12 protein-coding genes are annotated in these 12138 nt (G+C 71.5%); 5 read left to right on the forward strand and 7 right to left on the reverse strand.

The window, feature by feature from the left end:
* Positions 1 to 102: 102 nt before the first annotated feature.
* Entirely contained in the window at positions 103 to 1617 is a 1515-nt protein-coding gene (locus DFQ59_RS15095) for a CYTH and CHAD domain-containing protein (RefSeq protein WP_114280557.1), read from the reverse strand.
* A gap of 508 nt (positions 1618 to 2125) precedes the next feature.
* Between DFQ59_RS15095 and DFQ59_RS15100 the strand changes: the two genes are divergently transcribed.
* From DFQ59_RS15100 to DFQ59_RS15115, 4 genes are read left to right on the forward strand one after another with little or no spacing between them, the layout of a single operon-like run.
* Entirely contained in the window at positions 2126 to 2791 is a 666-nt protein-coding gene (locus tag DFQ59_RS15100) for a TIGR04211 family SH3 domain-containing protein (RefSeq protein ID WP_170142184.1), read from the forward strand.
* 15 nt (positions 2792 to 2806) lie between these two features.
* Positions 2807 to 3193: a CBS domain-containing protein gene (locus DFQ59_RS15105; protein WP_114280559.1), complete on the forward strand. Its 387-nt coding sequence runs from the start codon at positions 2807 to 2809 to the stop codon at positions 3191 to 3193.
* Positions 3194 to 3200: 7 nt separating this feature from the next.
* Positions 3201 to 3749: a LemA family protein gene (locus DFQ59_RS15110; protein ID WP_114280560.1), complete on the forward strand. Its 549-nt coding sequence runs from the start codon at positions 3201 to 3203 to the stop codon at positions 3747 to 3749.
* The gene (locus DFQ59_RS15115; protein WP_114280561.1) at positions 3746 to 5596 is read left to right on the forward strand and encodes a DUF2207 domain-containing protein; all 1851 of its coding nucleotides are present in this window, start codon (positions 3746 to 3748) and stop codon (positions 5594 to 5596) included. Before DFQ59_RS15110 ends, DFQ59_RS15115 begins: the two co-directional genes overlap by 4 nt.
* Positions 5597 to 5746: 150 nt before the next feature.
* Here the strand turns inward: DFQ59_RS15115 and DFQ59_RS15120 are convergent, their stop codons facing one another.
* Entirely contained in the window at positions 5747 to 6118 is a 372-nt protein-coding gene (locus DFQ59_RS15120; RefSeq protein WP_114280562.1) for a hypothetical protein, read from the reverse strand.
* Between the two features lie 119 nt (positions 6119 to 6237).
* Here DFQ59_RS15120 and DFQ59_RS15125 point away from each other — a divergent pair, with 119 nt between their 5' ends.
* Positions 6238 to 7707 (forward strand): YdgA family protein, encoded by a 1470-nt coding sequence (locus DFQ59_RS15125; protein ID WP_114280563.1) that lies wholly within the window; start codon positions 6238 to 6240, stop codon positions 7705 to 7707.
* A gap of 43 nt (positions 7708 to 7750) precedes the next feature.
* Here DFQ59_RS15125 and DFQ59_RS15130 read toward each other — a convergent pair whose 3' ends face one another.
* From DFQ59_RS15130 to DFQ59_RS15150, 5 genes are all read right to left on the reverse strand, one after another.
* Positions 7751 to 8113, reverse strand: a complete 363-nt coding sequence (locus DFQ59_RS15130) for a PilZ domain-containing protein (RefSeq protein ID WP_170142185.1) — start codon at positions 8111 to 8113, stop codon at positions 7751 to 7753.
* 323 nt (positions 8114 to 8436) lie between these two features.
* The gene (locus DFQ59_RS19925) at positions 8437 to 9120 is read right to left on the reverse strand and encodes a hypothetical protein (RefSeq protein WP_170142186.1); all 684 of its coding nucleotides are present in this window, start codon (positions 9118 to 9120) and stop codon (positions 8437 to 8439) included.
* A 259-nt stretch (positions 9121 to 9379) separates the two neighbouring features.
* Positions 9380 to 10111 carry a Crp/Fnr family transcriptional regulator gene (locus DFQ59_RS15140; RefSeq protein ID WP_114280565.1) on the reverse strand — a complete coding sequence of 244 codons (732 nt, stop codon included), beginning with the start codon at positions 10109 to 10111 and terminating at the stop codon, positions 9380 to 9382.
* A gap of 173 nt (positions 10112 to 10284) precedes the next feature.
* On the reverse strand, positions 10285 to 11016 hold the full coding sequence (locus DFQ59_RS15145; RefSeq protein ID WP_114280566.1) for a Crp/Fnr family transcriptional regulator: 732 nt from the start codon (positions 11014 to 11016) through the stop codon (positions 10285 to 10287).
* A gap of 60 nt (positions 11017 to 11076) precedes the next feature.
* Complete coding sequence (locus DFQ59_RS15150; RefSeq protein ID WP_114280567.1) at positions 11077 to 12036, reverse strand: ABC transporter substrate-binding protein; 960 nt, start codon at positions 12034 to 12036, stop codon at positions 11077 to 11079.
* Positions 12037 to 12138 lie beyond the last annotated feature (102 nt).

The following is a 12138-nucleotide window of genomic DNA, read 5'->3' on the forward strand; positions in this document are numbered from 1 at the left end:
ACGGAACACGGAACACGGAACACGGAACACGGAACACGGAACACGGAACACGGAACACGGAACACGGAACACGGAACACGGAACACGGAACACGGGAAACCGCTACCTCTGCCAGAACCGTTCCTGCCCGCGCTGGTCGCGCCAGGCGCGCTCGGCGGCGTCCAGCCAGGTGCGCCGGTGGAAGGCGAGGTTCTCCTCCAGCAGCGGGCGCAGGTCCTCTTCCAGGTAGGCGGGCAGCTCGTCCAGCAGCGCGGTGGCGCGGTCGGTGTCGCGCATCGCCTCCAGGGTCTCCTGCAGCCGTTCCAGCGCGGCCATGTGGTGCAGGCGGGCGGGCACCGGGTAGAGCCCCGCCAGGACGTGGCAGGCATGGCGCAGCCGCGCCGCGTCCAGCCGCAGCGTGCGTCGCTCCTGGGTCTTCAGGTCGCGGACCTGGCGACCGCGCCGGCGCAGCTGCCGGCTGAGCCGCTCCAGGGCCTCGTCCGCGCGCCGTCCGAGGGGCGCCTCCAGCGTCTCCGCGGCGGCCGCCTGCTCCCAACTCCGGGCCGCTATCCAGTGTCCGAGCGTCAGCACCAGCAGGGTCTGGCGCGGAGAGCGCAGCGCCTGGCGCAGCTCCTCCAGGCGCTGGTCGCGCTGCCCGGCGCAGTGGACCGCCAGCCGCTCCAGGCCGGCGCAGTCGGGGCAGGCCCGCACCAGCGGCGCGATGCCCGTTTCCGTCAGCGCGATCCAGTAATGCACCGGCGCCAGGCGCCGCTCCAGCCACTCGAGGTCCTCCAGCAGGCCGGCGTGCTCCGGGATGAGGGGCTCGAACAGGCCCAGGACCGAGACCAGTCCCTCCATCGCCGCGCGCAGCTGGAGCACCGCGTCCAGGCCGTTGCCGGCCAGGATGGCCGCTTCGTTGGCCTGCAGGTGGGCGAGTCCCGCCTCGAGGGTCGCGGCATGGGCCTCGCCGAGGGGCGTCCCGCGGCCCAGGGCGAGGTTGGGGGCGGACCGGGACGGCTGCGGCTGGGGGCGGTGGAAGGCGTAGCCGCGCTGGGCCTTGCTGCGGTTCTCGATGGTGAGGGGCAGGTCGCGGACCAGCGCGATGCCGATCTCGTAGAGGCTGGGCACGGCGCCGGACTTCAGCTCCAGCTCCAGTTCACTGATGGGTGCGCTGCCGTGGCTGGAGCGGACCTCGCCCAGATCCAGCGCCAGCTCCACCCGGCCCCCGCCCGGCGGCGCCAGGTCCCAGCGCGTGCGCCGGAACTCGGTGACGAACAGCGGCGCGATCCGCCCGCGCAGGTCGGGGTCGGCGAGAAACCCGGCGGCCTCGGGATCGTCGATGACCGAGTAGTCCGGCTCGGCGCCGGGGATGGGCCACTCCCACTCGCTGCGCCGGTGCAGTCCGCCGCTGACTCCGCCGCCGCCCTTGAGGGTCTGGATCCAGCGCTCCCCGTCGCGGCGCACCCGCAGGGCCACGCCCTGGCGGAGCAGATCGAGCTCGGGGGTGTCGTAGTAGGTGCTGTGGAGCACCTGTTCCCGGGGCGCTCCCGAGGCCAGCCGCCGCAGCAGGGGATGATGAACCACCCGGTCGTGCTCACCGGGGGGGAGGGCCAGCTTCAGCTCCGCTTCCACAGCCATGGGCGTTCCCGCTCCTCAGGATCCTGGCCGGATGATTCCACCCTTGACCGCCCGGATCAATCGGGATCGGGGGAGCGTCGGGTCGGAGGGTGTCCTGCGCAGCGCCGGGTGAGGCTTTGCCGGGGTTTGGGTTATATTAATGCGGCGAAGAGTGTGCCGCACGTTGGCAATCCGGCCCCGGCATCCGGTGGATCCGTGACTGAGGGTACGGGCCGGTGCCCGTGACGCGGTACACTGGCATGCGTGCCCGAATCCCAGGGAGGGGAGTCCTGCAGTGACCCGCCTCCCCGGCTTTGGCAGCCTGTCGGACTTGAGCGATCGTAGCGAGCCGAGTGGGAGAGCGAGAACAGATGGGGCCGATTTTGAGGCGCATAGTGGTTCTATGTAACGAAAAATCGGGTTCATATGGACCGCTCTCCCGCCGGCGCAGTAGATCAGCCTCGAGTCCGACAGGCTGCTGGACCGCACACCCACTCATTGCAAACAAACAAGACGACAGGTGCCGATGTTGAAAAGACTGTTGATCATCGCCTGCCTGCTGCTGCCCGCCCTGGCCGGAGCACAGCAGGTCCGCTATATCACCGATGAGCTGTCGGTGACCATGCGCACGGGTCAGAGCACCCAGCACTCCATCAAACGCATGCTGCAGAGCGGCACGGCGGTGGACGTGATGGAGAACGACCGCGACACCGGCTACTCGCACGTACGCACCCGCGACGGTACCGAGGGCTGGGTGCTGACCCGCTACCTGATGAGCGAGCCGGCCGCCCGCGAGCGCATCGCCGCCCAGGCCGATCGCCTGGCCGCCCTGGACGAGGAGAACCGCCAGCTCAAGCAGGAGCTGGCCGCCCTCACCCAGGAGCGCGACACCGTCACCGGCGCCCGCGGCCAGCTGGAGGACGAGAACGCCCGCCTGTCCCAGGAGCTGGCCAGCATCAAGCGCGCGGCCGCCGACGTGCTCTCCATCGATGCCGAGAACCAGCAGCTCAAGGGCCGCGTGGCCTCGCTGGAGCGTGAGCTGCTGACCCTGCAGGAGCAGAACACCGCGCTGTCCGATCGCACCGCCCGCGACTGGTTCATGGTGGGGGCCGGCGTGGTCTTGCTCGGCATCCTCATCGGACTCATCATTCCCAAGATCCGCTGGCGCCGGAAACAGCGCTGGGATGTCCTCTGAGCCGGGGAGACGGTCATGGCGACAGTGCGGGAGATCATGAGCACCCATCTCATCACCATCGGGGTCGGCGACAGCCTCGCCGATGCCCGTGCCCTGATGGACAAGTTCCAGGTCCGGCACCTGCCGGTGCTGGACGCCGGCAACGCCTTCGCGGGCCTGCTCACCGAGCGTGACCTGCTGGCCGCCACGGGATCGTCCGCCGATGGGGCCGGCATCCCCGTGGAGACGGCCATGAACCGGGCGGTGACCGGGGTCGATCCGGACGTGGACCTGGCGGAGGCCGGGCGCCACCTGCTGGAGCACAAGCACGGCTGCCTGCCGGTGGTGGAGGCCGGCAACCTGGTGGGCCTGGTGACCGAGGCCGATTTCGTGGCGCTGGCCCTGCGGCAGCTGGAAGGGTGAGACGCCCGTGAGCGAATTCCTCCTCACCGCGGCGCTCCTGGCCCTGGCGGTGTGGGGGATCGTCCTCTTCAACCGCCTGGTGCGCTGGCGCAACCAGGTGCGGGAGGCCTGGAGCGGCATCGAGGTGCAGCTCAAGCGCCGCCACAGCCTGATCCCGAACCTGGTGGAGGCGGCGAAGGCCTACGGCGGCTACGAGAGCGGCGTGCTGGAACGGCTCACCGCCCTGCGCTCCGGCGAGGCGGAGCTGACTCCCGGCGCGGTGGGGGAGGCCGAGAGCCGCCTCACCCGCGATATCCGCCGCCTGGTGGCCGTGGCCGAGGCCTACCCCGAGCTGAAGGCGAGCGACACCTACCTGCAGCTCATGCAGGGGCTCACCGAGGCGGAGAACCAGATCCAGTACGCCCGCCGCTACTACAACGGCGCCGTGCGCGAGCTCAACGTGCTGGTGCAGTCCTTCCCCAGCAACCTGGTGGCGGGGCTGTTCCGCTTCCGCCCGGCGGAGTACTTCGAGGTGGAGCTGGCCGCCGAGCGCCAACCCCCGGAGGTGCGCCTGTGAGGTTCCGTCCGCTCCTGTTCGTCGCGCTCCTGCTCGTCCTCTCCCCCGCCCTCGCGGCCGAGCGCATTCTCGATTTCCACAGCGACATCACCATCGACCCCGACGGGAGCATGGTGGTGCGCGAGACCATCGCCGTGCGCGCCGAGGGGGACAATATCCGCCGCGGCATCTACCGCGACTTTCCCACCCGCTACCGCGACCGCTTCGGCCGCGAGACCGTGGTGGACTTCCAGGTGCTCGCCGCCGCCCGCGACGGGGCCCAGGAGAACTGGCGCACCGAGGCGCTCTCCAACGGCGTGCGCGTCTACCTGGGGCGCAGCGACGTATTCCTGTCCACCGGCGAGTACACCTACACCCTGAGCTACCGCACCGATCGGCAGCTGGGGTTCTTCGACGACCATGACGAGCTCTACTGGAACGTCACCGGCAACGGCTGGGACTTCCCCATCGATCACGCCAGCGCGCGGGTGACGCTGCCGGGGGGCGCCCCGGCCGGCGAGCTCATCGCCTACACCGGCCCGCAGGGGGCGCAGGGAAGCGACTGGAGCGCCCGCGCGGACGGCGCGGGGCGGGCGGTGTTCGAGACCACCAGGAGCCTCCGCCCCCGGGAAGGCCTCACCATCGTGGTGACCTGGCCCAAGGGCTACGTGCGCGAGCCCACCGGCATGGAGCGGGCGGGCTGGTTCCTGCGCGACAACCGCGGCGCCCTGCTGGGGGCGCTGGGGCTGGCGGTCGTGGCGGGCTTCTACCTCGTCACCTGGTCGCGGGTGGGGCGCGATCCCCTCGGCGGGCCGGTGATCCCGCTCTACGAGCCGCCGGCGGGGGTCTCCGCCGCGGGCGCCCGCTATCTCGACCGCATGGGCTTCGACAACCGCGCCTTCGCCGCCGCGCTCATCAGCCTGGCGGTGAAGGGCTATCTCTCCATCTCCGAGCCGTCCCGGCACAGCTACGTGCTGGAGCGCAAGCCCGGCGCCGGCGAGGCGGGACTCTCCCGCGGCGAGCGGGCCCTGGCGAAGAAGCTCTTCGACAAGGGCGAGCGCGTGGCGCTGAAGAAATCCAACCACCAGATCGTCTCCTCCGCCATCAAGGCCCTGAAGACGGCCCTGGAGGGCGAGCACCAGAAAACCCACTTCAGCAACAACCGCGGCTACCTGGTGCCCGGGCTGGCGCTCTCCGCCGCCGCGCTGCTCGGCGCGGGCCTGCCGGTGGCCCAGGACCCCGCCGCGTTCCTCTTCCTCACCGTCTGGCTCACCGGCTGGAGCTTCGGGGTCTTCATGCTGGTGGCGCAGCGGATCTGGATCATGGTCGTCGCCTTCGGCTTTTTCGAGGTGATGGCGCTGGGCATGTACGTGCTGACCACCTCCTGGGCGGTGGCGGTCCTGCTGCTGGGGCTGGTGGGGCTCAATATCCTGTTCCACCACCTGCTCAAGGCGCCGACCCGGGCGGGACGGCGGCTGATGGACCAGATCGCGGGCTTCCGCATGTACCTGAGCGTGGCGGAGGGTGACCGTCTGCGGACGCTCGAGGGTCCGGAGCGCACGCCCGAGCTCTACGAGCGCTACCTGCCCTACGCCATGGCGCTGGGGGTGGAGCAGGCCTGGTCGGAGCGGTTCGCCGATGTCCTGGCCGGCGCCGCCGCGGCGGAACATCCCTACCGGCCGGGCTGGTACCGGGGCACCGGCTGGGACGGCCTGCATGCCGGCAGCTTCGCCGCCGGCCTGGGCGCCGGCGTGGCTTCAGCCGCGGCCTCCGCCTCCACCGCCCCGGGCTCCTCGTCGGGTTCCAGCGGCGGCGGTGGCGGCAGCTCCGGCGGCGGCGGCGGTGGCGGCGGCGGCGGCGGGTGGTGAGGGTTCAGTTACCGGTTGCCGGTAGGTGCAGATTCATCTGCACAACAGGGGCCGTGCCCGGCCGGATGAATCCGGCCCTACTAGTGTGCTGCGCCACTCTTGGAGGTACTTTCAGAGCCCCCCGAAAGTGCCAGGACAAGGCACAGTACACTAACCCCCCAGCCCGGCCAGCGCCGCGCGCGGCAGGACGTGGAGGTGGATGCGGTCGTCGGGCAGGGGGATGACTTCGAGCCCCGGCGCGGCGGGGTCGTCGCTGGCGATCACCAGCCGGGCGCGGTTGAGGCCGCGGCGGTCGCGCTCGCGGCGCGCCGCGGTGAGCAGTTCCGGCAGCCGGGTCGCCAGGGCCCGCGCGTCGTCGGTGGGCAGGATCTGGATCATGAGTCGGTCGCCGATCACCCAGGACCGGGTCACGGGGCTGTCCGGGGCGGGCGGAAGTTCGTCGATGTCCCGGAACACCTCCTCGGGGCAGGTGCAGCCGAGGGTGTCGCGGACCAGTGATTCCAGGCGTGGGTTCCGGCTCATGGTCCGGATGGTAATACAGGCCCGGGAGCCGACAAAGCCCGGTTCGCGTGTCGAAGGCCGGGAGGCAGGAATGCCCGCGCCGCCCATCGGCGCTGGGCACACAGGGGGAGGAGCGGGGAATGGGCAGATGGAAGCTGGCGGCAATGGCCGTCTGGGTGCTGGTGGCGGCCGCCACGGCCCTGGTGCCGTACAACCTGGGGCTGGTGGCCGAGAGCCGCTTCGCGGCGCTGCTGGCGGCCGCCTCGGTGCCCGGCAGCTACCATCTGGAGCCGGAGAGCTACGCGCGCGGCTGGATCTGCTCCCGGGCCCGGACCCGGCTGGTCCTGGAGGGGGACCTGGCCCGGGCGGCCCGCCTCGCGGCCGATCTCCCGGAGGATGGCGCGCCGCCGACCCTGCTGCTGGACCAGCGCATCCGCCACGCCCTGCCCCTGCGCCCGGGGCACGGCTGGCAACCGATCCTGGCGCAGGTGGAAACCCGGCTGGAGCTGCAGCCGCCCTGGGACGAGGCGGCAAGGTTCTACTTCGGCACGGAGGCGCCCCTGCGGGCGGAGACCGTGCTGGCCCTCGACGGGACCTCGACCACCCGGCTCGGCTCTCCCGCCTACCAGGGCGGGGTCCGCGGACTGCCCGGCTCGAGCCTGCGCTGGGGGGGGCTGGACGGGACCATCGACCTGTCGGCGGACGGCCGCCGCGTGCGCAGCCGTCTGCAGCTGCCTGCCCTGGCACTGGCGGCGGGGGAGGTGGACCTGGCGCTCGAGGGGGTGATCGCCACGGGCGACTACCGGCGCGGAACGGGCGGCCTGTGGCTCGGTGAGGGGGAGCTGGGCCTGGAGCTGCTGCAACTGCGGGTGCCGGACGCGGAGTCCGCGCAGCCGGGGGAGGCGGCCCTGCTGGTGCGCGGCCTGCGGCAGCGGGCCGCCCTGCGCGAAGTGGACGGGCTGCTGACCCTGGGCGCGGACGCGGCGCTGGCGGAGGGGGTGTTCGGTCCGCTGCGCATGGCTTCCGGCCGCCTGGAACTGCAGCTGCGGCGCCTCGATGCGGCCGCCTATGCCCAGGTGGTGGAGGGAACCCGCCAGCTGCAGGCCCTGGCCCTCGACGAGGAGCAGCTCATGGCGATGATGAGCGCCATGATCGAGGACGCGCTGCCGCGGCTGCTGGCCCGCTCGCCGGAGATTGAGATTACCCGCCTGGAGTTCAGGACGCCCGGGGGCGCGGTCCGCCTGCAGGGCCGCCTGGCCTACACGGCCGCGCCGGGCGGGGCCGTGCCGGACAGCGTCGGGACGCTGATCCCCAGGCTGGCGGGAGAGGCGCGGGTCGAGGCGCCGGAGACGGCGCTGCGGGCGGTGCTCGCCGCCACCATCGAGCCGCAGCTGCGGGTCCTGGCGGAAGCCCAGGAGCCGCCGCCCTCGGCGGAGGAGATCACCCGGGCCGTGGCGCTGCTGGTGGATGAGCAGATCCAGGGGCTGGTGGACGAGGGGGTGGTGGAGTCGGCGGACGGCGCCTACCGGGCGCACCTGGAACTGGCGGACGGGCGGCTCAGCCTCAACGGCCGGGTGCGCCGCGAGTGGCTCCCGGGCCAGCCGCTGTAGCCCGGCGCCGGCCGGGATTCAGGCCGCTTCGGGGGCGGGCGGGTCAGGCGCGCAGGGGCTGGGGGTCGAGGCCCGGCTTTCCGTTCCAGTCGCCGGGCCACAGGGACTCGGCCTGGCGCAGGGCCTGCGGCTGGGGCTCGCGGAACACCACCGACAGGTTCCCGGGGGAGGTGTGCACCACCATCGCCTGAACCTGGTAGCGCGTCTCCCGCAGGTGGAACTGCAGCTCCACGATGGTGTAGGGGGGCAGGGTGACCGACTCCGCGGCCAGCCCCATGCCGCCCGCCGACAGCGCGCGGGCGCGGGCCGGGAAGGGGCGGGAGTTGCGGAAGCGGATGTAGACATCGAAATCCACCGGATGCCGGTGTTCGCCGCGGGTCCCCGCGTGGTGCGCGTCATGCTGCATGGTCGTCTCCTCCATGTCGTCGGGCCACCGGCTCCGCGGAGCCCGGCCCGGTAATCTCTGCTTCGTCTCTTTATTCACACGAACGAGCATAGACCGGTTGTGTGACCGGTGGGTGACAAAAGGGGACGGGGGACAGGGCGCGGGGGGGGGATGGTGCGCGCGGCGCACCCTACGGGAAAGGATAATCGCCTGAGCGTAATTCACATGGACAGGGTGCCCCGCGCGCACCGGGAGCGGGCCGCAGCCGGTAGGGTGCGTTGTGCGCACCGGGAGCCCGGCCGCAGCCGGTAGGGTGCGCCGCGCGCACCGGGAGCCCTTTGGTCTCAGTGGGTCGCGGCTGCGCCGCCGGCTGCTGCCGACTCCATCTGCCGCAGCCGCAGCCAGGCCTGATCGATGCGCGGGTCCCCGGCCGGCTGCTCCTGCAGCAGGAGGCGGGCCTGGCCGCACAGGGCCTCGATCTGGTCGGCGTCGAACAGGGTGAGGGCGGCGGCCAGGGCCTCGGCATCGGCGCTGAGCAGGGTGGGCGCCAGCTCCCCGGCGGTGATGGGGGAGTCGGGGCGCAGCAGGTCCGCCACCAGCGGCTGCTCCAGCAGGGCGTAGTGGGCGGCGCGGGCCTGCTCCTCCTCCTCCAGCTCGGCCTGGGCCCGGGCGTCGTCCCCGGCCCCCTTCCACACCGCCCGCATGACCACGGCCACCAGCTGGCGCAGGGCCTGCCTGGCCTGGGCCTGGTCCTCCCGCAGCCCGGCGGCCTGCTCGTAGAGCCGGTCGAGCCGCTCCTTGAGGCGGAGGATGACCTCGCTCTCCTCGGTGGGCCTGAGGTTCACCGCCTGTTCCACCGCCTCCCGCAGCTCCGCCTGGAACGCCTGCAGCTCGCCCACGTCCTCCTGGCGGGCCAGGGTGACCTGGTCCTGGCTGACGGCCCGGGCGGCGGGCGGGAAGAGCGGGTTGTCGCACTTGCGCTGGAGGTGGCGCTCGCGGGCGCCGGGTCGGTCGCTGAATCGGGGCATGGATTTTCCGTGTCTCGGGTCGCTGAAGGGTGTGGCGGAGGGGAGATTAAACGCAACCCCGGCGGCAACCGCAAGTCGCTTTGAATGGACAGGATCTACAGGATGGACCGGATTCCGGTCCGGGGGCTCCGGGCGGCGAGGCGGCGGGCCGCCCCCCGCCGGCACTGGCCCGGATCCCTATCGCCGCCGCCTCGATGGGCGTTGGCCAAAGGCGCAATCGCCGGGAGTACAGGCCGCCGGTGTGTAACGCCCCGGACTGTCAGCGGCTGGCTATCGCCGCCGCCGCCTCGATGTCGAGGAGTTCCACGGTTCGGCCATGATTGATGACAACCCCCTCGTTCTGGAGGCGCCGGAAGGTGCGGCTGAGGGACTCGGGTGCGAGGCCGAGATAGTTGGCGATGTCCTCCTTGTGCATGGGCAGCCGCATCCTGCCCGAGGACTCGCCGTGGCGCAGGTTCATGCGCTGGTAGAGGTCGTAGAGGAAGCTCACCAGCCGGACCTCGGCGCGCTCGTTGCGGTTGAGCATCCAGCCGTACTCGTCATCGCGGATGCGCTGTCCCAGGCGCAGCAGCAGCTCCTTCTGCAGCTCCCCACAGGCGTTGCACACCTTGAGGAATCGCTCCACGGGCACGGCGCAGCACCAGGTCCGCTCCAGCGCGACGGCGTCGCACGGATGGCGCCCGCCGCCGATGGTCTCCACGCCCAGCAGCTCGCCCTGGAGGTGGAATCCGCTCACCTGGGCCCGGCCGTCGCGGGTGTTGATCTCCGTCTTCACCGTGCCGGACTGGATCATGAAGATCACCCGGAAGGAATCGCCCTGGCGGTAGATGCGCTCGCCCTGTTGGTAGGGTCCGCGTGACTTGATCTCCGCTTCCAGCGCCTGCAGGGACGCCTTGTCGACGGAGCCGGCGAGGCAGAACCTGCGTGCCGCACAGTGTTCCGAGGACTGGCGCGACTGCACCAGCCTGAGTCCGTTGCGTTTCTTCTCCATGGCTCCCCCTGCAAATCATCTTCTTGTTTTTTTATGTGGCAGATTCAAGCCTAGCACCGGCCAGCCCCCAAGCCCGGCGGCGGGGGGCGAATGGGGCAAACAGGGCGGGAATTCAACGAAAGTTCACATTCCCGGCGGCCGGGCGCGGGGAATCGTTCCGGGGCCGGCGAAGCTCAGGTTTCGTCGGCGGCGCTCAGGGCGTCCAGGTCGAGCAGCTCGATCGCCCGCAGGCGCGAGTCGATGATCCCGGCCTCCTGCAGCTTGCGCAGGGTCCGGCTGAGGGACTCGGGCGTCAGCCCCAGGTAGTTGGCGATATCCTCCTTGCGCATGGTGAGCTCCACCACGGTGGTGCGCCTGCCGGTGCGCACCACGCGGCGCTGGTAGAGGTCGTGGAGGAAGATCATCAGCCGCTGCTCGGCGCGCTCGTTGCGGTTGAGCATCCAGCCGTACTCGTCGGCGCGGATGCGGTCGCCCATGCGCCCCAGGAGCTGCTCCTGCAGGGCCGGATTGCCCGCGCAGAGATCCAGGAACTGGCGCGCCGGGATGGCGCACAGCCAGGTCTGCTCCAGCACCACGGCGTCGGAGGGATAGGTGCGGGCGCCAATGGCGTCGGTGCCGAGCAACTCGCCGGCGAAGTAGAAGCCGCTCACCTGCGCCCGCCCCTCGCGGGTGGCCATTTCGGTCTTCAGCGAGCCGGTCTGCACCGAGTAGAGCGTGTCGAAGGGCTCGCCGTGACGGTAGATGCGATCGCCCGCGCGGAAGGGGCCGCGGGTGCGGATGATGGCGTTGAGGAGCTCCGCGTGCCCGGGGTCGAGGGCGGACAGCAGGCAATAGCCCCGTGAGGTGCAGTGCTCGGCGGTCTGGCGCTTCTTCACCAGCCGCAGCGGACGGCGCTTCTTGTCCATGGCGACTCTTCCGTCGGTTGTTATTGTTCGTTCTTGTCGCGGCTGCGGATTCGGCGGGGCTCAGCGGATGACGCGCGCCGCCTCCGCCACCACCGCCTCGGGCACGGTAACGCCCATGCGCTCCGCGGAGCGCAGGTTGAGGTGCAGCTCGGTCTTCTCCACCGCCGCCACGGGGATGTCGCCCGGCGCCTCGCCGGCGAGGATGCGCGCCACCATGGCCCCGGTCTGGCGGCCCACGTCGTAGTAGTTGAAGCCCACCGCCGCCAGCGCCCCGCGCTCCACCGAGTCGGTATCGGCGGTATAGACCGGGAGCCGGGCGTCGTAGCCGGTCTTCACCACCCCCTCCAGCGCCGCCACCACGGTGTTGTCGGTGGGCACGTAGAGGGCGTCCACCCGGCCCACCAGGGAACGGGCTGCGGCCAGCACGTCGGCGGTGCGCGGCGCGGCGCCCTCGACGATGGTCAGTCCGCGGTCCGGGGCCAGCGCCTTGAGCCGCTCCACCGTCGCCACCGAGTTGACCTCGCCGGGGTTGTAGAGCACGCCGATGCGCTTCGCCGCCGGGCTGATGCGGGCGATGAGGTCGAGGTGGCGCTCCAGGGGCAGGGCATCGGTGGTGCCGGTGATGTTGCCGCCCGGGTGCTCCAGGTTCGCCACCAGCTTCGCCTCCAGCGGATCGGTGACGGCGCTGAACACCAGGGGGATGTCATGGGTGGCGGCCGCCACCGCCTGGGCCGAGGGGGTGGAGATGGCCACGATCACGTCCGGCGCCTGGCCCACGAACTTGCGCGCCACCTGCACCGCCGTGACGGGATTGCTCTGGGCGCTCTCGTAGGACCAGTCCAGGTTCTCCCCAACCTTCCAGCCCGCCTCGGCCAGCCCGTCCTCCACCCCCTGGCGGCAGGCATCCAGCGAGGGATGCTCCACGATCTGGGTGATGGCCACCGACTTCGCCTCCTGGGCACCGGCGGCCAGGGGCAGGATCAGGCACAGCAGCGACAGCAGTGACATCGGGCGGGACATGGCGGCTCCTCGGCGCGGAAGGGATGCGCCGCCCATCATACCCGCGGCGGAGGCGGGGATTCATCCTTGCCGCGCGTGGGGTATGCGCCGGTTGCGGATGCC

Origin of the sequence: Thioalbus denitrificans, from assembly GCF_003337735.1 — a bacterium.
GTDB lineage: Bacteria > Pseudomonadota > Gammaproteobacteria > DSM-26407 > DSM-26407 > Thioalbus > Thioalbus denitrificans.

Bases quoted from the DNA above. Each gene is read 5' to 3' on its own strand.
- DFQ59_RS15095 (WP_114280557.1), bottom strand. From the start codon at position 1,617: ATGGCTGTGGAAGCGGAGCTGAAGCTGGCCCTCCCCCCCGGTGAGCAC.
- DFQ59_RS15105 (WP_114280559.1), top strand. From the start codon at position 2,807: ATGGCGACAGTGCGGGAGATCATGAGCACCCATCTCATCACCATCGGG.
- DFQ59_RS15120 (WP_114280562.1), bottom strand. From the start codon at position 6,118: ATGAGCCGGAACCCACGCCTGGAATCACTGGTCCGCGACACCCTCGGC.
- DFQ59_RS15125 (WP_114280563.1), top strand. From the start codon at position 6,238: ATGGGCAGATGGAAGCTGGCGGCAATGGCCGTCTGGGTGCTGGTGGCG.
- DFQ59_RS15130 (WP_170142185.1), bottom strand. From the start codon at position 8,113: ATGCAGCATGACGCGCACCACGCGGGGACCCGCGGCGAACACCGGCAT.
- DFQ59_RS19925 (WP_170142186.1), bottom strand. From the start codon at position 9,120: ATGCCCCGATTCAGCGACCGACCCGGCGCCCGCGAGCGCCACCTCCAG.
- DFQ59_RS15140 (WP_114280565.1), bottom strand. From the start codon at position 10,111: ATGGAGAAGAAACGCAACGGACTCAGGCTGGTGCAGTCGCGCCAGTCC.
- DFQ59_RS15145 (WP_114280566.1), bottom strand. From the start codon at position 11,016: ATGGACAAGAAGCGCCGTCCGCTGCGGCTGGTGAAGAAGCGCCAGACC.
- DFQ59_RS15150 (WP_114280567.1), bottom strand. From the start codon at position 12,036: ATGTCCCGCCCGATGTCACTGCTGTCGCTGCTGTGCCTGATCCTGCCC.